Below are 21,249 nucleotides of genomic sequence, written 5' to 3'. Positions count from 1 at the left end.
CATGACGCACCGATAGAAAGAAGACACGTGGGAACCGACCTGTTCGTCCGGACGTACGGGCGGGACGCAGCAGATGCGCCCGCCATTCTCATCCTGCACGGCGCCGTGGAGTCCGGCGAGTGCTACGGCGACGCCGTCGACCGCTGGGGCGGCGACTTCCACATCGTGGCGCCGGACGCCCGCGGCCACGGGAAGTCGCCCGGCCGCCGGCCCGAGCACGAGGGCGTGCCGTCGACCGATGTGATGGTGCAGGACGCGATCGACATCCTCACCGACCTGCTGGCGGCCACCGGCCGCAGGACCCTGGTCGTCGGTCACTCGATGGGAGCGCGGATCGCCGCGTTCGTCGCCGCCGACGCCCCGCACCTGGTGGCCGGCGTCGTCCTGGAGGACCCGCCGTGGTGGGTGCCGGAGGCCGGGCCGAACCCGTGGCTCAGCGTGCCGGCCGACCAGCGTGAGCGGGACCCCTTCGACGAGGTCGACACGTCCACGGTGGAGGAGCTGGTCGCGCTCCAGCGCGAGCTCAAGCCGCACTGGCCCGAGCAGGAGCTCCTCCCGCTCGCGGAGGCGATGAAGGCGGTCGACACCGACTACATGGACCAGCGGCTGCACGAGAAGCGCCGGATCTGGACGCCGACGGCACGCCAGATCACGGTCGGCCCCGCGGGCGTTCCGGCGCTGCTGGTCACCGGCACCGGCGACGTCATCGTCGACAAGCACTCGCGCGAGCGACTCACCGCCGTGGCGCCCGGCTTCGACGTGATCGTGATCGACGGCGCCGGACACTGCGTGCGACGGGACCGTCCCGAGGAGTACCACCGGCACGTCGACGCGTTCCTGCAGGAGAGCGCGCCGACCGTGGCGGTCACTCCACGCTGAACGTGTCCGACCGCGCGAGCGGGCCGTAGATCTCCGCGTCCGGCGCGGCGAGCGCGGCCCGCATCGCCTCCAGACCCGCCCGGACGACGGGGTGTCCCTGGTTGTCCCGGCGCGTCGTCATGATCACCTTGCGCAGCGGGGCGATCCCTCGGGTGGGCAGCACCGTCACCAGGTCGGCGTCGCGCGCGGACAGCGCCGACTCGGGGACCAGGCAGATCCCGGCCTCGGCCGCGACCAGCGCCACCGCCGCTCGGTAGTCGTCGGAGACATGGGTGATGGGCGGGTGGAAGCCCACCTCGGCGCACGCCTGCAGCACCATCGTGCGGCACGGGTTGCCCGGCGAGGGCATGATCCAGCCCTCCTCGCGCAGCTGCGTCAGCTCGATGCCCTCCTCGCCGGCCAGGGGGTGGGCGTGGGGGAGGACGGCCTTGAACCGCTCGATGTAGAGCGGGAACTTCGCGATGTCCGGCGAGTCCCGCTCGGGGTCGGACTCGTACTCCAGGCTCACGGTGACGTCGATGTCGCCGCGCATCAGCATCCGATGGCTCATGTGCGCCTCGGCGTCGACGACCGTGACGTCGACGCCCGGCGCCTGGCGCCGCAGCTCGACGATGGCCGGGGCGACGACCCAGCCGATCGCGGTCGGGAACGCGCCGATCCGGAGTTGACCCAGCACACCGCCGGCGTGCGCGGCCAGGTCGGCCTCCGCCAGCTTGAGTCTCGAGCTGATCTCCTCGGCGTGCTCGGCGAGGATCCGGCCGGCCGGCGTCAGCGCCAACTTGCGCCCCGTGCGGACGACGAGCGGGTGGCCGACCTCGCGCTCGAGCGCGGCGAGCTGCTGTGACACCGCCGACGGTGTCAGGTGCAGGGACGCCGCGGTCGCGGTGACCGAGTCCGACAGCACGAAGGCGCGCAGGACCAGGAGGCGTCGGGGGTCGATCGTGGGCACGCACGCTCCGTCGAGGTCGGCCGGACCGTCGGCGCGGCCGTGGGAGCCGTCGACGGGACCGGGTGAGTGCCGATGCTAGTAGGTCGCCGCCCCTAGATTGAGGGTGTGTCCGTCCCATCCGACCGTCCCGAACAGCCCGGCCCCGCCGACTCCACCGACCGCTCCACCGACCGCTCCACCGACCGCTCCACCGACCGCTCCGCCCGCGCGATCGCCGCCGCGGAGCGGCTCGGCCTCGGCTTCGAGGTCACCCGGCACGGCGCGGTCGGCTCGCTGGAGGAGGCGGCCGCCGCGCGTGGCCTCGCGCCCCGGCAGATCGTGAAGACCATGGTCGTGCGGGTCGCCGAGGGCGACCACCGCTTCGTCCTCGTGCCGGGTGACCGCGAGATCTCCTGGCCCCGGCTCCGCGCCCTGCTGGGCGTCAACCGGATCTCCATGCCGTCGGCGGAGGCCGCGCTCGAGGTCACGGGGTACGTGCGCGGCACGATCACGCCGTTGGGCGCGACGGCGGCACTGCCGGTCATCGCCGACAGCCGGGTCACGGGCACCGTGTCCATCGGCGGTGGCGCGTACGGCGTCGCGCTCACGGTCGACGGGGACGCCCTCGTCGCGGCGCTCGACGCCACCGTCGCCGACGTCACCGCCGCCTCGAAGTGAGCCGGGTCAGTCCGGCGGGTGCTCCTCGAGCACGGTGCCGGCCAGGTCGAAGTCGACATAGGCGCTCTGGTTGAACTCGTTGTCCACGCCCGCCGTGATCCACTCCGGCGTCGGATCGTCGGGGTCGGGCGCGCTGATGTACAGGCGGCATTCCTCGGCGTCCTCCAGCAGCGCCTCGGCGTGCTGGCAGAGCCCGTCGAGGACGGCGCTGTCGACCCTCGTGAGATCGAAGACCTCCTCGTCGCCCGTCGTCTTGGTGGGCTCGTCGAGCTCGCCGTCCCAGTAGTAGCTCAGCTCGCGCTCGTCGGCCGGGTCGTCCGGCTTGTACGGCACGTCGACCACCGCGTAGTCCGGATAGATCGACACGTTCCGGACCAGGGTGCTGCCGGTCTCCTCCCCGATGGCCGCGACCAGCGCATCGAACCCCTTGTCCGTCTGCGGCTCGTCCGCGGCGGGAGCGTCCTCGTTGCCCGCGACCGACAAGACGAACGGCACGCCGAGGGCGACCACGACCCCGCCCGCGGCGATCAGCATGCCCGCGGGATGGAACGGGCGCCTGCGCACCGTCCGCTCCTCGACGGTGCGGGGCGGGCGCGGCTGCTCGGGGGGCCGGTAGGGCGCGGGCGGGCGAGGCCGGGCCGGAGCCGCCTCGGGGTCCGGGGTGTCGTCGGGGGAGTACTGCTTCCAGTCCGGGGGTGCCACGGCAGCAACGCTAGTGCGTGCGGGTGCGTGCAACGATGACCCCATGGCCGACACCACCCACGACGTCGCGGGCGAGGTCGTGGACCTGTGCCGCGACCTGATCCGCATCGACACCTCCAACTACGGCGGCGGCGAGAGCACGGGGGAGCGGAAGGCCGCCGAGCACGTCGCCGGCCTGCTCGACGAGGTGGGCATCGCGGCAGAGGTGATCGAGACCGCTCCCGGACGCGCGAACGTCCTGGCCCGCTGGGGCGGCGGTGCGCGTGCGACCGCCGACCACGATCGGGGCGCGCTGCTGCTGCACGGCCACCTCGACGTCGTACCGGCCGCCGCGGAGGACTGGACGGTCCATCCGTTCAGTGGCGAGGTCCAGGACGGCTACGTCTGGGGCCGCGGCGCGGTCGACATGAAGGACTTCGACGCGATGCTGCTCTCGGTCGTCCGCGCCCGGCAGCGCGCCGGGAGGATCCCGGAGCGGGAGATCGTGCTCTGCTTCACCGCCGACGAGGAGGCCGGCGGGCACGACGGCGCCGAGCTGCTGGTCGCGAACCACGCCGAGTGGTTCGAGGGCTGCACCGAGGCGGTCGGTGAGGTCGGCGGCTTCAGCACGACCGTCCGCGGCCGCCGGATGTATCTCATCGAGGCCGCCGAGAAGGGCATGGCCTGGATGCGGCTCAGCGCCCGGGGCCGCGCCGGCCACGGCTCGATGCTCAACGACGACAACGCGGTGACCCGGCTCGCGGCCGCCGTGGCACGCATCGGCGCCCACGACTGGCCGGTCCGGCTCACGCCCACCATGCGCGCCCTGCTCGCGGCGGTCGGCGACCTGGCCGGGGTCGAGGCGACCCCGGAGAACGCCCCGGCGCTGGTCGAGGAGTTCGGCGGAGCCGCCCGGATGCTCGGCGCGGTGCTGCGGCACTCGACGAACCCGACGATGCTCGAGGCGGGCTACAAGGTCAACGTGATCCCCACCGACGCCACCGCCCACGTGGACGGCCGCTTCCTGCCCGGCTTCGAGGACGAGTTCTTCGCGACCCTGGCCGAGCTGACCGGCGAGGGCATCGACATCGACTACGTGTCGAACCAGCCACCCTGGGAGACGCCGTACGAGGGCGCGCTGGTCGACGCGATGACCCGCAGCCTGCTGGCGGAGGACCCGGACGCGCTGATCGCGCCCTACCTCATGAGCGGCGGCACGGACGCCAAGCACTTCACGAAGCTCGGCATGCGCTCCTTCGGCTTCACGCCGCTGCGGCTGCCCGACGACCTCGACTTCACCGCGCTCTTCCACGGGGTCGATGAGCGGGTGCCGATCGACGCGCTGGAGTTCGGTGCGCGCGTGATGGACCGCTTCCTCGACGTGGTCTGACCAGTTCGCGATTGGGCAGAGACTGCATGTCCGGGGCTTGAATTGTTGCGGTTTGGGACCAAACCGCAACGGTTCAGGCGGTCCGTACGGCCCGGATGATCTTGCGCCGCAGAACGACGCGCCGCCGGCCGTCCGGCCCGATCTGCACCCGGTCGAGCTCCCAGCCGCCGTGCTCGGCCCGCTCGACGAGGAGCTTGGCGACCATGTTGCGCGAGAACTCGCGGTCGAAGGTGACCCGCTCGAACTCCCACTCGACGCCGCGGCCCAGGCCGCGCATCACGCCGGGGCGGAGCAGGGAGACGTTCATGCGGCACCTCCGGAGACGTCGTCCAGGGCGGCTCGGATCTCGGGTGGCAGCTCCTTGGCCTCCGCGCCGAGCGATCCGGTGAGCTGCGCCGCGGTCCGGGCACCGACGACCGGCGCGGTGACGCCGGGGGAGTCACGGACCCAGACCAGGGCCACCTCCAACGGGGTCCAGCCCAGGCCGTCGGCCGCCCGGGCGACGGCCTCGACGATGCCGCGGCTGTGGTCGTCGAGGTAGGCGTCGACGAAGCCGGAGAAGACCGGGGAGGCGGCGCGCGAGTCCGCGGGGGTGCCGGTGCGGTACTTCCCCGTCAGCACGCCCCGTCCGAGCGGCGACCACGGGAACAGGCCGATGCCGAGCGCCTCGACCGCGGGCAGCACCTCGCGTTCGATCCGCCGGTTGACCAGGGAGTACTCCATCTGGGTCGACACGATCCGGGCCCGTCCGACCGCCGACTCCTGGAGCGTCACCGCGCGCGCCGTCTGCCACCCCGCGAAGTTGGAGATGCCGACGTACGTCGCCCGGCCCGTCGCCACCGCGTGGTCGAGCGCGCCCAGCGTCTCCTCCAGCGGCACGTCGTCGCCCCAGATGTGGACCTGCCACAGGTCGACGTGGTCGGTCCCGAGACGCTTCAGCGACGTGTCGAGCCCCCGCAGCATCGCGCCGCGCGAGGTGTCGGTCACCCGCTCGGAGCCGCGTCGCCAGATCCCGGCCTTGGTCGCCAGCACGACGTCGTCGCGGCGTACGACGTCACCGAGGAGCGAGCCGAGCAGTGCTTCGGAGCGGCCGTCGGTGTAGCCCGCGGCCGTGTCGACCATCGTCCCCCCGGCCTCGACGAAGGCCGTCAGCTGGTCCCGGGCCTCGTGCTCGTCGGTGTCCTTGCCCCACGTCATCGTGCCGAGGGCGAGGCGCGACACCTGGAGTCCGCTGGCGCCGACGTACCGCTGCTGCATGGGGCACAAGGTATCCGGCCGGCCGAGCGGGGAGCGCCGGGCACGCCGAAGAGCACCGATGACCGCCGGTGACCGCCGATGACCGCCGATGCGGCGCGTGACCGGCGACTCCCTAGGATGGCGCGTCGTGGCGGACTTCCTGCAGGCAGTGTTCCTCGGTGTGCTCCAGGGACTGACCGAGTTCCTCCCGATCTCCAGCAGCGCCCACCTGCGGATCTTCCCCGACCTGTTCGGGTGGGGCGACCCCGGCGCCGCCTTCACGGCGGTGATCCAGATCGGCACCGAGCTGGCCGTGCTCGTGTACTTCCGCAAGGACATCTGGCGGATCGCCCGGGCATGGGTCCTCTCGCTGTTCAAGCCGGAGTACCGCGGCGCCCTCGACGCCCGGATGGGCTGGTACATCATTGTCGGCTCCCTGCCCATCGTGGTGCTGGGTGTGCTCCTCAAGGACGTCATCGAGCGCGACTTCCGCAACCTGTGGATCATCGGCTGCACCCTGATCGTGCTCGGTCTCGTCCTCGGTCTCGCGGACCGGATCGGGCGCAACGAGAAGGCGATCAAGCAGATGCGCCTGCGCGACGCCGTCCTCATGGGCGGCGCCCAGGCGATGGCCCTCATCCCCGGCGTGTCCCGCTCCGGCGCGACCCTGTCGATGGGCCGCTTCCTCGGCTACGAGCGAGAGGCGGCCACCCGCTTCGCCTTCCTCCTCGCCATCCCCGCGGTCGTCGGCGCCGGCCTGTTCGAGCTCAAGGAGATCGGCGACGTCGGCACCGCCCATCCCGGCGAGGCCGACTACGGCTGGGGCCCCACCATCACCGCGACCGTCGTCTCCTTCATCGTCGGGTACGCCGCCATCGCGTGGCTGCTGCGCTGGGTGAGCACCCGGTCCTACACGCCGTTCGTCATCTACCGCGTGCTGCTCGGCACAGCCGTGCTGGTCCTGCTCGGTGCCGGCGTCCTCAGTTCCTGATGCTGGTCTGACCACTCGTCGATTGGGCAGAGACTGCACGCTGCGGAGCTGAATTGTTGCGGTTTGGGACCAAACCGCAACGTCCAGAGCCACCCGCGAGCGGGCCCGAGCGGCGTCAGAACCAGCCCGACCGCTTGAAGAACACCCACAGTCCCGCCACCGTCGCGGCCATCAGCGCGATCGCGAACGGGTACCCGAAGGTCCAGTCGAGCTCCGGCATGTGGGTGAAGTTCATGCCGTAGATCCCCGCGATCAGCGTCGGCACCACGACGAGCGCCGCGCCGGCAGAGATCTTCCGCATGTCGTCGTTCTGCTGCATCGCGATCCGGGAGACGTGGGCGTCGAAGGCGGACGACAGCAGGCCGTCGAGGTTGTCGATCTCCTCCGTTGCCTGGGCGAGGTGGTCGCTGACGTCGCGGAAGAAGGGAGCGGACTCCGCCTCGACGAGGTCGACGGTCCCGGTCGCGAAGCGGCGCATCGGCTCGCGCAGCGGCAGCACCGCTCGGCGTACCTCGGACAGCTCCCGCTTGAGGACGTAGATCCGGTCGCCGTCTTGGGTGCGGCGGTCGGAGAAGACGGATGCCTCCACCTCGTCGACGTCGATCTGCAGCTCGGCGACCACCGCGGTGTAGCCGTCGACCACGGCGTCGCAGACGGCATACACGACGGCGGACGGGCCGTGGTCGAGCACCGACTGCTTCCTCTCGAGATCGTGGCGGGCATCGCTGAGGGCCGAGCCGCGGCCGTGGCGGACGGTGATGACGAAGTCGGTGCCGATGAAGACGTTGATCTCGCCGGTCTCCACGGCATCGTCCTCGTCGACGTACCAGAGCGTCTTGAGGACGAGGAACAGACTGTTGTCGTAGGTCTCGAGCTTGGGTCGCTGGTGGGCGACGACCGCGTCCTCGACCGCCAGGGGATGGAGGTCGAAGGCGGCGGCGATCTCGCCGAGCTCGATGTGGCTGGGCTCGTAGAGGCCGACCCAGACGAAGTCGTGCTCGTTGCTCGCCGCGGCGCGCAGCGCGGCGTAGTCGTGCAGATGGCAGTCCACGGGGACGCGGACACCGTGCCGGTAGACGGCGCTGTCGACGATCACGGACTCACGCTAGTCGCACCGCGGCCGGTCATTGCCACACCCGGACGTAGTCGATCGACATCGTCGCCGGCAGCGGGGTGGCATCGGTCGCCTTGTTGCCCGACGCGCCCAGCAGCATCGTCAGGGCCACGATGTAGGGCTTGTGGAACGCCTCGTCCCCCGAGGTGTTGACCAGGCAGGACCTCCCGTTCACGAGGATCTCCAGCCGGGTCGGCGTCCACTCGAGCGTGTAGGTGTTGTAGCCGCCCCGGAGCGCCCGGCAGTTCCACGCGGTGTTGAGGCCGGGGACGGGACCGCCGTTGTCGTTGCGGGTGTAGTGCAGGAAGGGGATGGCCAGGTCGGGGTGCTGGGAGTAGGTCTCGGCGATGTCGATCTCGCCTGCTGCCGGCCAGAGGTCGAGCGGCTTCTGGTAGCGGTCGTCGGGCCACAGCCAGAACGTCTCCTGCAGCCCGGGTACGACGGTGCCGGTGTTGGCGTAGCGCGCCTCGAATCGCCCGTACTGCTGGCTGAACAGCCGGTGCGTCGACACCATCCCCGACGAGTACACGGTCGGCAGCAGCCCGTTGCGCAGGCAGAGGATCGGCCTGTCCTCGCGACGCAGCGTCAGGTGAAGGGCGCCGCCTGACACGGAGACGTTGTTCGGATGGTCGCGGTAGCAGGCATAGCGTCCGAGCTTGTCGCCGCTGCTGAACACCGTCTGCGGCGCCCATCGGGTGCGGTCCAGCTCCCCGCCGGAGAAGTCGTCCGCGAACGTGCACGACCAGTGGGTCCCGTCCGCGCGTCGCGGCCGCGGTCCGCAGGCGTCGGCGGGCCCGTCCGGCGGCGGTGCCTCGCCACCGGGCGGCGGAGCCGGCTCCCACACCTGTCCGGCGAGGAGGCGGGGGAGCTCCCGCGCCCGGCTCCGCCACCGGCCGGCCGTGACGCGGACCTCGCCGGACCGGGTCGCCCGGAGGCCGACCTTCGTGGCGAACCGGCCGTGCCGCACCCGCACCCGCGCGACCCGCTTCCACTTCCCGCCCCAGCGCGCCTGGATCGCGACGCGGCGCTGGAGCGCCCGGCCCGTGATCCGCGCTCGGCCGTCGGCGACCCGGACGACGTCGAGCGTCGGTCGCTTGCCCTGTCGCGCCGCCGGTGGCGGCTCCGGCCAGGGCTTCCCCGTCGCCGCCGGCAGCGGCGCGAGCACAGCGAGCAGGAGCATCACCAGCAGCACGCTGCCGCGAGGGGTCGGCGCACCGACGATCGATCTGTTCACACCGCGCTCCCGAGTGCGGGTCGAGGACATCCGATCAGTCCATCGTGGCAGATGCCCGTGCCTGAACGGGCTCGCGCCGCGCCACTGGCTAGGCTCCGGACCCATGGCCACCCTTCTGCTGGTCCGACACGGCCGGACCACCGCGAACGCCTCCGGCGTCCTCGCCGGCCGTACGCCCGGCGTCCGGCTCGACGATCTCGGCACTCAGCAGGCCGCGCGGGCGGCGGCCCGGATCGGGAGCGTCCCGGTGGCGGCGCTCGTCACCAGCCCGCAGGAGCGCTGCCGGCAGACCGCGCGGGCGGTCGCCGCCGGCCAGCGCGACGCCGGTCATCCCACCACCCGGGCGGTGACCGAGAAGGGGCTCGCCGAGTGCGACTACGGGGACTGGCAGGGCCGCCCGATCAAGGAGCTGCTCCGTGAGCCGCTGTGGAAGACGGTGCAGCGCCAGCCGTCCGCCGCCGTGTTCCCGGGAGGGGAGTCGATGGTCGCGATGCAGCACCGCGCCGTGGCCGCGGTCCGACGGCTCGACACGGCCATCACGCGCGACCACGGCCCGGACGCCGTGTGGGTGGCCGTGAGCCACGGCGACATCATCAAGTCGGTGCTGGCCGACGCGCTCGGCATGCATCTCGACCTGTTCCAGCGCATCAGCGTCGACCCCGCCTCGGTGTCGATCGTCCGCTACGCCCCCGATCGTCCCTACGTGCTGGCCAGCAACACCCACGACGGTGATCTGTCGTGGCTCGCGCCGAAGCCCGGCAGGCGGCGGTCGCGATCTCGCGGAGCGGTCGTCGGCGGTGGCGCCGGGCCGGCCTGACGGTACGTCGATAGGCTCGGGGGCATGCCGATCGTCCACGGATTCGACCCGCCCGAGCGCTTCGTCGCCGGCACCGTCGGCGAGCCCGGCAGCCGCACCTTCTTCCTCCAGGCGCGCGCCGGCTCCCGACTGGTCTCGGTCGCCCTGGAGAAGCAGCAGGTCGCGGCGCTCGCCGAGCGCATCGACGAGCTGCTCGACGAGGTGATCTCCGACGGGCGGGCGCGGGCGGTCGTCCCGGCGATCGCGCCGTTCGGTCTGACCGACGACCAGCCGTTGGAGCTGCCGATCGAGGAGGAGTTCCGCGCCGGCACGATGACCCTGTCGTGGGACCCCGACGACGAACGGGTCGTGGTCGAGGTCTTCCCCGTCGGCGAGGAGCCGGTCGAGCTCACCGACGGCGAGGACCCGGCCGAGCTGCTCCTGGTCCGGCTCGAGCCGGGGCAGGCCCGGGCCTTCGTCCGCCGCGCCGAGCACGTCGTGGGAGCCGGACGGCCCAGCTGTCCCTTCTGCGGGCAGCCGATCGACCCCGAGGGCCACCTGTGCGTGCGGGCCAACGGGTTCAAGCGCCGCGATCCATGATCCTCAAGGGCCGGATCATGCCGGCCTCGAACGCGACCTTCCTCGCCGAGCTCGACGGTCGCGAGGTCGTCTACAAGCCGGTGGCGGGGGAGCGGCCGCTCTGGGACTTCCCCGACGGCACCCTCGCCGACCGGGAGATCGGCGCCTACCTGGTCTCGGAGGCGACCGGCTGGAACCTCGTGCCGCGCACCTGGTGGGGCGAGGGACCGCACGGCCCCGGCATGGTCCAGGAGTGGCAGGAGGTCGATCCCGACGACGCCGCGGTGGTCCTGGTGCGCTCCGGCGAGACGCCCGCCGGCTGGCTCGAGGTCGTCGAGGGGCTCGACGAGCGCGACCACCCCGTCACGCTGGTCCACGAGGACTCCCGCGCCCTGCGCCGCATCGCGGTCTACGACGTCCTCGTCAACAACGCCGACCGCAAGGGCGGGCACGTCCTGGCCATGCCGGGAGGACACCGGTACGGCGTCGACCACGGCGTCGCCTTCCACCACGAGGCCAAGCTGCGCACCGTCCTGTGGGGCTGGGCCGGCACGCCGCTGACGGTCGAGGAGACCGAGGTGGTCGCCGCCGTGCTCTCCGCGTTGCGCGGCGATCTCGGCGAGCGGCTGACCGCGCATCTGGCCGAGCACGAGATCCGCGCCCTGGAGCGCCGTACCGAACGGCTGCTGGCGGCCGGTGAGCTTCCCGGCCCCTCCGGCAGCTGGCCGGCGATCCCCTGGCCGCCCTTCTAGAGCCAACCCCTAACATCGAGGCATGCGCGCATGGAACGCCCCGGGACTCCCGGTGCTCCCGGTCTCCGGCCCCCCGGTCGTCCTCCACGACACCGCCTCCGGCGGCAGGGTCGAGAGCCGGCCCGACGGTGCCGCACGCCTCTACGTCTGCGGCATCACGCCCTACGACGCCACGCACATCGGCCACGCGAACACCTATATCGCCTTCGACCTGCTCAACCGGGCCTGGCGCAACGCGGGCCACGACGTCCGCTACGTCCAGAACGTCACCGACGTCGACGACCCTCTGCTCGAGCGGGCTGGGAAGGTCGGCGTCGACTGGGTCGAGCTGGCCGAGCGCGAGACCGAGCTCTTCCGCACGGACATGGAGGCGCTGCGCGTCCTCCCGCCGGTGGAGTACGTCGGTGCCGTCGAGTCCATCCCGCTGGTCATCGAGCTCATCGAACGCCTGGAGGCGGCCGGCTCGGTCTACCGCGTGGAGCAGGATCTCTACTTCTCGGTGGCGGCGGACCCGGCGTTCGGCGAGGAGTCCAACTACGACCGGGAGACGATGCTCCGCCTCTTCGGAGAGCGCGGCGGTGACCCGGACCGTCCCGGCAAGAAGGACCCCCTCGACTGCGTGGTCTGGCGGGGCGAGCGCGACGGCGAGCCCTCCTGGGACAGCCCGTTCGGGCCGGGCCGACCCGGCTGGCACATCGAGTGCGCCGCGATCGCGCTGACCCACCTCGGCGGCGCGTTCGACGTCCAGGCCGGCGGCAGCGACCTCGTCTTCCCGCACCACGAGATGTGCGCCGGGCACGTCCAGGTCGCGACCGGCGAGGCGTTCGCCCGGGTCTACGCCCACGCGGGCATGGTGGCCTACGACGGCGAGAAGATGTCGAAGTCCCTGGGCAACCTGGTCTTCGTCTCCGCCCTGCGCAACAGCGACATCGACCCGATGGCGATCAGGCTCGCCCTGCTGCGGCACCATTACCGCACCGACTGGGAGTGGACGGACGCCCACCTGTGGCAGGCGGTGGACGACGTCGCCGACTGGCGCCGGGCCCTGGCGCTGGGTGCGGGCGCCCCCGCCGCGCCCGTGGTCGAGGAGATCCTCGCCGCCCTCGCCGACGACCTGGACGCGCCCCGCGCCACGGCCGCGGTGGACGCCTGGGTCGCCGCCACGCTCGGCACCGACGGGCTCGCCGACACGAGCGACCCCGAGGCGGCCGTCACCCTCCTGCCGGTCCTCGACGCCGCTCTCGGTCTCGCTCTCTAGCGGCCGGGACCTGCCTCGATTGGGCACAAACCGCAGCTGATCGGCCGGAATTGTTGCAGTTTGGGACCAAACCGCAACACTCTCAGCGACCGACCGACCGACCCGATCAGGACTCCTCGCCCCGACGCTTGAGGTACCGCTCGAACTCCCGGGCGATGGCCTCGCCGGACGCCTCCGGCAGGTCCGCGGTGTCGCGGGACTCCTCCAGCGAGCGGACGTACTCGGCGACGTCCTCGTCCTCCTCCGCCAGCTCGTCGACCCCGCGCTCCCACGCGCGGGCCTCGTCGGGCAGGTCGCCGAGCGGCACCGGGGTCTCCAGCAGGTCCTCGAGCCGGGTGAGCAGGGCGAGCGTGGCCTTCGGGCACGGCGGCTGGGCGACGTAGTGCGGCACCGCGGCCCAGTAGGACACCGCGGGGATGTCGACGCGGGCGCAGGCGTCCTGCAGCACGCCCACGATGCCGGTGGGACCCTCGTAGGTGGACTGCTCCAGTGCGAGCCGGTCCATCAGGTCGGCCTCGGTCGCGGATCCGGACACCGGGATCGGCCGGGTGTGCGGGCTGTCGGACAGCAGCGCGCCGATGGTCACGAACAGCTCGGCGCCGAGCTCGTCGATCGTCTCGAGGATCTCGCCGGTGAACTGACGCCAGCGCATGTTCGGCTCGATCCCGCGCACCAGGATGACGTCGCGGTCCAGGTCGGGGGGCGAGGCCACGGCGATGTGCGTGCTCGGCCAGGTCAGCTTGCGGAACCCGTTCTCGTCGATGCCGACCGTGGGGCGGTTGACCTGGAAGTCGTAGTAGTCCTCCGGGTCGATCGCCGCGACGACCTTGGCGTCCCAGACCTTCATCAGGTGGTCCACGACAGCGGTCGCCGACTCGGCGGCGTCGTTCCAGCCCTCGAACGCAGCGATCACCACGGGCCGGACCAGCTCGGGGATCGTCTCGATCTCCATCACTGTTCCAGCCTAGTCAGCCGAACGTGGGTAACATCAGCACCAGCCGAGAGGCGTTGCAACGGACGGCCCCGACCAGGGACCGTCCGCCACGCTCGGCCGAGACACCAAGGGCGCCTTCCACACTCTGGAAGGATGGGTTCATGGCTCAGGACAGGCCGCACGACGCCGCATGGCAGCCCGACGCGACCGACGAGCTCACGCAACTGCTGCAGGAGCGGATCGTCATCCTCGACGGCGCCATGGGCACCGCCATCCAGCGCGACCGACCCGACGAGGCCGGCTACCGCGGTGAGCGGTTCGCGAGCCGCGAGGAGTGGCCCGGCGACCTGATCGGCAACAACGACCTGCTGTCGATCACGCAGCCGGCGATCATCGGCGGCATCCATCGCGAGTACCTCGACGCGGGAGCCGACATCGTCGAGACCAACACGTTCAACTCCAACGCGGTCTCGCTCGCCGACTACGGCATGGAGTCGCTGGCCTACGAGCTCAACCTCGAGTCCGCCCGCCTCGCCCGGGGGATCGCCGACGAGGTCGCCGCGGCGACCGGGCGCAAGCGGTACGTCGCCGGCGCGCTCGGCCCCACCACGCGCACGGCGTCCATCAGCCCGGACGTCAACGACCCCGGCGCGCGCAACGTGTCCTACGAGCAGCTGGTCGAGGCCTATCTGGACGCGGCCCGCGGCCTGGTGGACGGCGGCTCGGACCTGCTGTTCATCGAGACCATCTTCGACACGCTGAACGCCAAGGCCGCGATCTTCGCCGTCGAGACGCTCTTCCAGGAGGCCGGCCGCCGCTGGCCGGTCGTCATCTCCGGCACGATCACCGACGCCTCCGGCCGCACCCTGTCCGGCCAGGTCACCGAGGCCTTCTGGGACTCGGTGCGCCACGCCCAGCCGCTGGCCGTGGGCCTCAACTGCGCCCTGGGCGCCAAGGAGATGCGCCCCTACGTCGCGGAGCTGTCCCGACTCGCCGACTCGTTCGTGTCGGCGTACCCCAACGCGGGTCTGCCCAACGCGTTCGGCGAGTACGACGAGGCGCCGGAGGACACCGCCGCGGTCCTGGCCGAGTTCGCCGAGGCGGGCTTCCTCAACATCGTCGGCGGCTGCTGCGGCACCACGCCGGCGCACATCGCCGAGATCGCCCGGCGGATGGAGGGGCGCGCGGTCCGCGAGCCGGCCACCGTCGAGCCGGCCATGCGCCTGTCGGGCCTGGAGCCGTTCACGATCACCGACGACAGCCTGTTCGTGAACGTCGGCGAGCGCACCAACATCACCGGCTCGGCCAGGTTCCGCAACCTGATCAAGGACGGCGACTACGACACCGCGCTGTCCGTCGCCGCCCAGCAGGTCGAGGCCGGCGCCCAGGTCATCGACATCAACATGGACGAGGGCATGATCGACGGCGTCGCGGCGATGGACCGGTTCGTCAAGCTGATCGCCAGCGAACCCGACATCAGCCGGGTACCGCTGATGATCGACTCCTCGAAGTGGGAGGTCATCGAGGCCGGCCTGCGCTGCGTCCAGGGCAAGCCGATCGTCAACTCGATCTCCATGAAGGAGGGCGAGGAGAAGTTCATCGAGCAGGCCAACCTCTGCAAGCGCTACGGCGCCGCGGCGGTGGTCATGGCCTTCGACGAGGACGGTCAGGCCGACAACCTCGAGCGTCGCAAGGCGATCTGCGAGCGCGCCTACCGGGTCCTGGTGGACAAGGTCGGCTTCCCGGCCGAGGACATCATCTTCGACCCCAACGTCTTCGCCGTGGCCACCGGCATCGAGGAGCACGCGACCTACGGCGTCGACTTCATCGAGGCGACCCGCTGGATCAAGCAGAACCTGCCGGGCGCGAAGGTCTCGGGCGGCATCTCCAACGTCTCCTTCAGCTTCCGCGGCAACAACCCGGTGCGCGAGGCGATCCACGCGGTATTCCTCTTCCACGCCATCGAGGCGGGTCTCGACATGGGCATCGTCAACGCCGGAGCGCTGGTGCCCTACGACACCATCGACCCCGAGCTGCGCGACGCCATCGAGGACGTCGTCCTCAACCGCACCGACGACTCGCTCGCGGCGACCGAGCGTCTGCTCGAGCTCGCCGAGGCGCATCGGGGGAGCGGTGAGAAGGTGGAGGCCGCCGCGGAGGAGTGGCGCTCGCTGCCGGTCGGCGAGCGGATCACGCATGCGCTGGTCAAGGGCCTCGACGGGTTCGTGGAGGCCGACACCGAGGAGCTGCGCCAGGAGATCGCCGCTCGCGGCGGCCGGCCGATCGAGGTGATCGAGGGCCCGCTCATGGACGGCATGAACGTCGTCGGCGACCTGTTCGGCGCGGGCAAGATGTTCCTCCCGCAGGTCGTGAAGTCGGCGCGGGTCATGAAGAAGGCCGTGGCCTACCTCATCCCGTTCATCGAGCAGGAGAAGGCGGCCAACCCCGAGCTCGCCAGCCAGAAGGACACCAACGGCACGATCGTGCTGGCCACGGTCAAGGGCGACGTCCACGACATCGGCAAGAACATCGTCGGCGTCGTGCTGTCGTGCAACAACTACGAGGTCATCGACCTCGGCGTGATGGTGCCGGCGCAGAAGATCCTCGACACGGCCAAGGAGGTCGGCGCCGACATCATCGGCCTGTCCGGACTGATCACGCCGAGCCTGGACGAGATGGTCGGCTTCGCCACCGAGATGCAGCGCCTGGGCCTCGAGATCCCGCTGCTCATCGGTGGGGCGACGACCTCGCGCGCCCACACGGCGGTGAAGATCGACCGGAAGTACGACGGCCCCGTGGTCTGGGTCAAGGACGCCTCCCGGTCCGTCCCGACCGCCGCCGCCCTGCTCGACGACAAGCAGCGTCCCGCGCTGCTCGAGGCGACCCAGGCCGACTACGACTCCCTGCGCGCCCGGCACTCCCAGAAGTCCGAGCGTCCACTGCTGTCCTTCGCCGAGGCGCAGGACAACAGGTCACCGATCTCGTGGGACGGCTACGCCCCGCCGCAGCCGCGCTCGCCCGGCGTGCACGTGCTCGCCGACTACGACCTCGCCGAGCTGCGCGACTACATCGACTGGCAGCCCTTCTTCAACGCGTGGGAGATGAAGGGCAAGTTCCCCGACATCCTCAACAGCCCGACGCACGGCGAGGCGGCGCGCAAGCTGTACGACGACGCGCAGGTCATGCTCGACAAGCTGGTCGCGGAGAAGTGGCTGCGGGCCAACGGCGTCTACGGACTGTTCCCCGCCGCCAGCACCGGCGAGGACGTCGTCGTCTACGCGGACGAGTCGCGCGGCGCCGTACGCGCCACGCTGCACCAGCTGCGCCAGCAGGGTCAGCATCGCGAGGGCGTGCCGAACCGCTCGCTCGCCGACTACGTCGCACCGATCGGCAGCGACCTGTCCGGAGGCGGCGACTGGGTCGGCGCCTTCGCGGTCACCGCCGGCCTCGGCACCGTCGAGCGGATCATGGCCTTCAAGGAGGAGCTCGACGACTACTCCGCGATCCTCCTCGAGGCGCTCGCCGACCGGCTCGCCGAGGCGTTCGCCGAGCGGCTGCACCAGCGGGTGCGCACCGAGTTCTGGGCGCACGTGCCGGAGGAGCAGCTGACCAACGAGGACCTCATCGCCGAGAAGTACACCGGCATCCGGCCCGCACCCGGCTACCCGGCCTGCCCGGACCACACCGAGAAGCGCACCATCTGGGAGCTCCTCGACGTCCAGGCCACCACCGGGATCGAGCTCACCGAGTCGATGGCGATGTGGCCGGGCGCATCGGTCTCCGGCATCTACTACAGCCACCCCGAGGCGCAGTACTTCGTCGTGGGCCGGCTGGGCCGCGACCAGATCGAGGACTACGCCGCCCGCAAGGGCTGGGACGTCGGCGAGGCGGAGCGGTGGCTGTCGCCGAACCTCGGCTACGACCCCGACGACTGAGTCGACGGGCACGGGCCCCTCACGACCGGGTCACGCCACTGACCCGGTCGTGACCGCGGCGGCCGCGATCGCGAGGTACACCCCCGCGACCGGGAGCCGTCGCAGACGCGGGTGCCGCACTGTCCGGGGGCGCTCCCGGGCACGCCGGCGCAGACGGCGGCCGAGCAGCCCGGCGGACACGGCGTACGCGAGGTCGACGAGCAGTGCCACGAGCACCGTGACGAGGCCCAGGGCGAGCACGTCGGCCTGCGCCGACGGGCCGGTCGCCCCGCGGGTGAGGAACTGGGGGAGGAAGGCCAGGAAGAAGAGCGCCACCTTCGGGTTCAGCAGGTTCATGAGCAGGCCGTCGACGTAGACCCGCACCAGCCGTGCCGACGGCTCCGCCGCCGCGGTGCCGTCGCCCTGCCGGCGACGGGCCAGCTCCCGGACAGCCAGGTAGACGAGATAGGCAGCGCCCAGGTAGCGGATCGCGTCGAAGGCCGCGGGACTGGCGGCGATCACGGCCGACAGGCCCAGGGCGGTGGCCACGGCGTACACGGCCGTGCCGGTCTCCACGCCGAGCACCGACACGATGCCCGCCCTGACGCCGTGGGCGATGCTGCGCGTGGTGATGTAGATGATGTTGGGACCGGGCATGCCGACCAGCACGACCGACGCGGCGGCGAAGGCGACCAGCTGGGCCGGGTCGAGGGCGAGACCCATGGGGAACTCCGTTCGGGTGGGCGGGGGTTCCCCTAGCGTGGTCGCCGACCGCACTGTCGGACCCGGGCCATTGGAGGCGCAAGTGGATCGTTTTCGCGACCCCGACGAGCTGGTGCGTCTGCTGGGCGACCGGATGTCGACGCGCGGCGCGCTCTACCGTCAGCTCGCCGCGGCGCTGGCGGACGCGATCAGCGCCGGTGAGCTCGTGGCCGGCGACCGGCTGCCCTCGGAGCGCGACCTCGCCCGCGCCCTGCACCTGAGCCGGGCGACCGTCGTCGCGGCGTACGACGAGCTGCGCGGCCGAGGGCTCGTCGAGAGCCGGCAGGGCAGCGGCAGCCGGGTGGCCACACCGGCCGACCGCGGCCCTGCGGCGGTGACGCGACGGCTCCGTCGCGGTCTGTCGGCGCAGACCGTGCGGCGGTTCGATGACGCGCCCGACGGCCTCATCTCGATGAGGTACGCCATCGAGCCGGGCGACCCTCGCATCGCCTCTGCTGTCGCGGACGTCGTCGAGGAGGACCTGCCGACGCTGCTGGACGAGATCGGCTACACCCCGCGCGGCCTGCCCGCGCTGCGGGTGGCGCTCGCGGAGCACCACACCCGGCTCGGGCTGCCGACGACGCCGGACGAGGTCCTCGTCACGACCGGGACGCAACAGGCCCTGTCGTTGGTCGCCCACCTGCTCCTCGACCGGGGAGCGACGGTCGCGGTCGAGTCGCCCAGCTGGCCGGGCTGCTTCGACACCTTCAGCGCGGCCGGCGCCACGATGGTCGGCGTCGCGCTGGACGAGGAGGGACCGCGCGTCGACCGACTGCGCGCCGCCCTGGCGGCCGGGCCCGTCGCGGCGCTGTTCGTCATGCCGACCTTCCACAACCCGACCGGGCTGCTGACGTCGGACGCCCGCCGTCGCGTGGTGGCCCGGTTGGCCGCCGAGCACGGCGTCCCCGTCGTCGAGGACCACGGCTACTCGACGCCGCTGGCCCGCCCCGGAGCGCTCCCGCCCCCGATCGCGGCCTACGCCCCGGCCACCGGTCGGGTCCTCACCCTCGGCTCCCTGTCGAAGTCACTGTGGGCCGGGCTGCGCCTCGGCTGGGTCCGCGCGAGCGCGGCCGACATCGACCGGCTCGGCTACCTCAAGGCCAACGCCGACATGGGCACCCCGCTGCTCGACCAGGCCGTCGCCACGCGACTGCTGCCCGTGCTCCCCACGCTCGCCGAGGACCGTACCGCGGTCGCCCTCGACCGCCTCGCGCACGCCACCGCCCTGCTCGGCGAGCACCTGCCCGCGTGGACCTGGCGGGTGCCCGACGGAGGTACCGCGCTCTGGATCCGGTTGCCCGGCTACGACGCCGGCGTGTTCGCCCGGGTCGCCCTGCGGCACGGCGTCGAGGTGACGCCCGGGCGGGAGACCGACCCCTCCGGCGCCTGGGACGACCACCTCCGCCTCCCGTTCACCTTCGAACCGGCCCTGATGACCGAGGCCGTGCGCCGCCTGGCGGCCGCCGCGGATGAGCTGGGGGAGCGCTCCGCGCCCTAGGCTGGGGGCGTGACCCTTCCCGCCGCCGTCCTGTGGGACATGGACGGCACCCTCGTCGACACCGAGCCCTACTGGATGGCCACCGAGGAGGCCATCGCCGAGGAGTACGGCGGCACCTGGACCCAGGCGGACGCCCTGCAGCTCGTCGGCAACGACCTGCTCGTGTCGGGGGAGTACATCAAGGCCAAACTGGGCCTGGCCCAGTCCGCGGAGGAGGTCGTCGAGATGCTCCTCGACGGCGTGGTCGCCCAGGTCCGGCACGCGGTGCCGTGGTGCCCGGGATCTCGTGAGCTGCTCCTCGCCCTCCACGAGGCCGGAGTGCCGTGTGCCCTGGTGACCATGTCCTACCAGCGCTTCGTCGCACCGATCCTCGAGCACCTGCCGCCGGAGACCTTCCGGGTGATCGTCACCGGCGACATGGTCGACAACGGCAAGCCGCACCCCGAGGCGTACCTCACCGCGGCGGCGGCGCTCGGCGTCGACCCCGCCGACTGCGTCGCCGTCGAGGACTCGCCGACCGGCGCCACCTCGGCCGAGGCCGCCGGCTGCCGGGTCCTCGTCGTCCCCAACCACGTGCCGGTGCCGCCGGGGCCGGGGCGGGTGTTCCGGGAGAGCCTCGAGGGGATCACGCCGGCGGAGCTGGGCGCGCTGCGCTGAGCGTCGCCTCGGCCTCGGGCTCCGCGTCAGCCTCCGGGCGGGGCTCCGGGTAGGGCGGCGGCGTGCCGCCGTAGGCCGGGCAGATCGCCTGGTGGGCGCACCAGGTGCAGCCGGCGCCCTTGCGGGCCTCGAACTCCTTGCGCAGCGTGGCGGCCCGGATCGCGTCCCAGACGGCCAGCACCTTGCGCTCCGTGGCCAGCAGGTCCCGCTCGTCGGGCTCGTAGCGCAGCACCTCGCTGTTGCCGAGGTAGACCAGCTGCAGCATCCGCGGCACGACGCCCCGCATCCGCCACAGCACGAGCGCGTAGAACTTCAGCTGGAACAGCGCCTTGCCCTCGAACATCTCGTGCGGGCTCGCCGACGTCTTGTAGTCCACCACGCGGATCGCGCCGTCGGGAGCCACGTCGACCCGGTCGATGACACCGCGCAGGAGCAGCTTCGCGTCGGTCAGCGTCTCGACGTACAGCTCCCGCTCGGCCGGCTCGAGCCGGGTCGGGTCCTCGAGGTCGAAGTAGCGCGCCAGCGTCTCGTGGCACGACGCCAGCCAGGCCGTGATCTCCGGACCGTCGACGGGGAACATCGAGGCCACCGCCGGCTCGATCTCCTGCAGCTCCTCCCACGCCGGGGCGAGCAGCCCGTCGGCGCGCTCAGGGGTCCGCTGGTCCGCCGGCAGGTCGAAGAGGCGTTCCAGCACGCGGTGGACCACCGTGCCCCGCACGGCGGCGGGGGAGGGCGGCTCCGGCAGCCGGTCGATGCTGCGGAACCGGAAGAGCAGCGGGCAGTTCAAGAAGTCGCCGACCCGCGACGGCGAGAGCGCACCCAGCACGTCGACGCCGTCGACGCGGGTGCCACCGCGCTCCGACGGGTCGGCCGGCTCGATGCCGGCGGCGGAGGTGATCGTCATAGGAGCGACCCTAGGCCAGCCCTCCGACAGCCGGCCGGAGACCACCGGCGCCGTCGCGCACCCG

General features: G+C 72.0%; 20 protein-coding genes and 1 riboswitch. Of the genes, 11 read left to right on the top strand and 9 right to left on the bottom strand.

The annotated features are described in order from the left end of the window. Positions 1–27: 27 nt before the first annotated feature. A complete protein-coding gene (locus ACPZVR_RS11260; protein ID WP_436699676.1) occupies positions 28–879 on the top strand; it encodes an alpha/beta fold hydrolase in 852 nt (283 codons plus the stop codon). On the opposite strand, the gene ACPZVR_RS11255 is transcribed toward ACPZVR_RS11260, so the two are convergent. Beyond that, entirely contained in the window at positions 866–1,828 is a 963-nt protein-coding gene (locus ACPZVR_RS11255) for a LysR family transcriptional regulator (protein WP_436699675.1), read from the bottom strand. The two genes, ACPZVR_RS11260 and ACPZVR_RS11255, sit on opposite strands and share 14 nt — an antisense overlap. A 105-nt stretch (positions 1,829–1,933) precedes the next feature. Between ACPZVR_RS11255 and ACPZVR_RS11250 the strand changes: the two genes are divergently transcribed. Next, the gene (locus ACPZVR_RS11250; RefSeq protein WP_436699674.1) at positions 1,934–2,485 is read left to right on the top strand and encodes an aminoacyl-tRNA deacylase; all 552 of its coding nucleotides are present in this window, start codon (positions 1,934–1,936) and stop codon (positions 2,483–2,485) included. A gap of 6 nt (positions 2,486–2,491) precedes the next feature. Here ACPZVR_RS11250 and ACPZVR_RS11245 read toward each other — a convergent pair whose 3' ends face one another. After that, a complete protein-coding gene (locus ACPZVR_RS11245; protein WP_436699673.1) occupies positions 2,492–3,187 on the bottom strand; it encodes a hypothetical protein in 696 nt (231 codons plus the stop codon). Between the two features lie 43 nt (positions 3,188–3,230). Here ACPZVR_RS11245 and ACPZVR_RS11240 point away from each other — a divergent pair, with 43 nt between their 5' ends. Next, a complete protein-coding gene (locus tag ACPZVR_RS11240; protein ID WP_436699672.1) occupies positions 3,231–4,556 on the top strand; it encodes a M20/M25/M40 family metallo-hydrolase in 1,326 nt (441 codons plus the stop codon). Between the two features lie 73 nt (positions 4,557–4,629). On the opposite strand, the gene ACPZVR_RS11235 is transcribed toward ACPZVR_RS11240, so the two are convergent. After that, positions 4,630–4,863, bottom strand: coding sequence for a DUF5703 family protein (locus ACPZVR_RS11235; protein ID WP_436699671.1), 234 nt, complete (start codon positions 4,861–4,863; stop codon positions 4,630–4,632). After that, positions 4,860–5,813: an aldo/keto reductase gene (locus tag ACPZVR_RS11230; RefSeq protein WP_436699670.1), complete on the bottom strand. Its 954-nt coding sequence runs from the start codon at positions 5,811–5,813 to the stop codon at positions 4,860–4,862. The genes ACPZVR_RS11235 and ACPZVR_RS11230 overlap by 4 nt, the downstream gene beginning before the upstream one ends. Before the next feature lie 127 nt (positions 5,814–5,940). Here ACPZVR_RS11230 and ACPZVR_RS11225 point away from each other — a divergent pair, with 127 nt between their 5' ends. Then, positions 5,941–6,783: an undecaprenyl-diphosphate phosphatase gene (locus ACPZVR_RS11225; RefSeq protein ID WP_436699669.1), complete on the top strand. Its 843-nt coding sequence runs from the start codon at positions 5,941–5,943 to the stop codon at positions 6,781–6,783. A gap of 115 nt (positions 6,784–6,898) precedes the next feature. Here ACPZVR_RS11225 and corA read toward each other — a convergent pair whose 3' ends face one another. Further along, on the bottom strand, positions 6,899–7,879 hold the full coding sequence (gene corA, locus ACPZVR_RS11220) for a magnesium/cobalt transporter CorA (protein ID WP_436699668.1): 981 nt from the start codon (positions 7,877–7,879) through the stop codon (positions 6,899–6,901). A gap of 28 nt (positions 7,880–7,907) precedes the next feature. Beyond that, positions 7,908–9,131, bottom strand: coding sequence for a glycoside hydrolase family 16 protein (locus tag ACPZVR_RS11215; protein WP_436699667.1), 1,224 nt, complete (start codon positions 9,129–9,131; stop codon positions 7,908–7,910). Between the two features lie 103 nt (positions 9,132–9,234). Between ACPZVR_RS11215 and ACPZVR_RS11210 the strand changes: the two genes are divergently transcribed. The 4 genes from ACPZVR_RS11210 to mshC are packed head-to-tail and all read left to right on the top strand — an operon-like array spanning position 9,235 to position 12,516. Beyond that, complete coding sequence (locus ACPZVR_RS11210; RefSeq protein WP_436699666.1) at positions 9,235–9,948, top strand: MSMEG_4193 family putative phosphomutase; 714 nt, start codon at positions 9,235–9,237, stop codon at positions 9,946–9,948. A 24-nt stretch (positions 9,949–9,972) separates the two neighbouring features. Next, on the top strand, positions 9,973–10,527 hold the full coding sequence (locus tag ACPZVR_RS11205) for a DUF3090 domain-containing protein (RefSeq protein WP_436699665.1): 555 nt from the start codon (positions 9,973–9,975) through the stop codon (positions 10,525–10,527). A 17-nt stretch (positions 10,528–10,544) separates the two neighbouring features. Continuing rightward, a complete protein-coding gene (locus ACPZVR_RS11200; protein WP_436699664.1) occupies positions 10,545–11,258 on the top strand; it encodes an SCO1664 family protein in 714 nt (237 codons plus the stop codon). Between the two features lie 22 nt (positions 11,259–11,280). Continuing rightward, complete coding sequence (gene mshC / locus ACPZVR_RS11195) at positions 11,281–12,516, top strand: cysteine--1-D-myo-inosityl 2-amino-2-deoxy-alpha-D-glucopyranoside ligase (RefSeq protein ID WP_436699663.1); 1,236 nt, start codon at positions 11,281–11,283, stop codon at positions 12,514–12,516. 106 nt (positions 12,517–12,622) lie between these two features. Here mshC and ACPZVR_RS11190 read toward each other — a convergent pair whose 3' ends face one another. Then, on the bottom strand, positions 12,623–13,468 hold the full coding sequence (locus ACPZVR_RS11190) for a PAC2 family protein (RefSeq protein WP_436699662.1): 846 nt from the start codon (positions 13,466–13,468) through the stop codon (positions 12,623–12,625). A gap of 42 nt (positions 13,469–13,510) precedes the next feature. After that, positions 13,511–13,594, top strand: a riboswitch (S-adenosyl-L-homocysteine riboswitch). Between the two features lie 17 nt (positions 13,595–13,611). Here ACPZVR_RS11190 and metH point away from each other — a divergent pair. After that, entirely contained in the window at positions 13,612–17,385 is a 3,774-nt protein-coding gene (gene metH, locus ACPZVR_RS11185) for a methionine synthase (protein WP_436699661.1), read from the top strand. Between the two features lie 30 nt (positions 17,386–17,415). Here the strand turns inward: metH and ACPZVR_RS11180 are convergent, their stop codons facing one another. Then, entirely contained in the window at positions 17,416–18,087 is a 672-nt protein-coding gene (locus ACPZVR_RS11180; RefSeq protein ID WP_436699660.1) for a LysE family translocator, read from the bottom strand. A gap of 82 nt (positions 18,088–18,169) precedes the next feature. Here ACPZVR_RS11180 and ACPZVR_RS11175 point away from each other — a divergent pair, with 82 nt between their 5' ends. Next, complete coding sequence (locus ACPZVR_RS11175; protein ID WP_436699659.1) at positions 18,170–19,624, top strand: aminotransferase-like domain-containing protein; 1,455 nt, start codon at positions 18,170–18,172, stop codon at positions 19,622–19,624. A 9-nt stretch (positions 19,625–19,633) separates the two neighbouring features. After that, positions 19,634–20,281, top strand: coding sequence for an HAD family hydrolase (locus ACPZVR_RS11170; protein WP_436699658.1), 648 nt, complete (start codon positions 19,634–19,636; stop codon positions 20,279–20,281). On the opposite strand, the gene ACPZVR_RS11165 is transcribed toward ACPZVR_RS11170, so the two are convergent. Then, on the bottom strand, positions 20,250–21,185 hold the full coding sequence (locus tag ACPZVR_RS11165) for a RecB family exonuclease (protein WP_436699657.1): 936 nt from the start codon (positions 21,183–21,185) through the stop codon (positions 20,250–20,252). The genes ACPZVR_RS11170 and ACPZVR_RS11165 overlap by 32 nt on opposite strands. Positions 21,186–21,249: the final 64 nt, after the last annotated feature.

Origin of the sequence: Nocardioides segetis (genome assembly GCF_051390595.1) — a bacterium.
In the GTDB taxonomy this organism is placed as follows: Bacteria; Actinomycetota; Actinomycetes; order Propionibacteriales; family Nocardioidaceae; genus Nocardioides.
The sequence above is the reverse complement of the archived record's forward strand: the minus strand, read 5'-3'. Positions and strand labels throughout refer to the sequence as shown.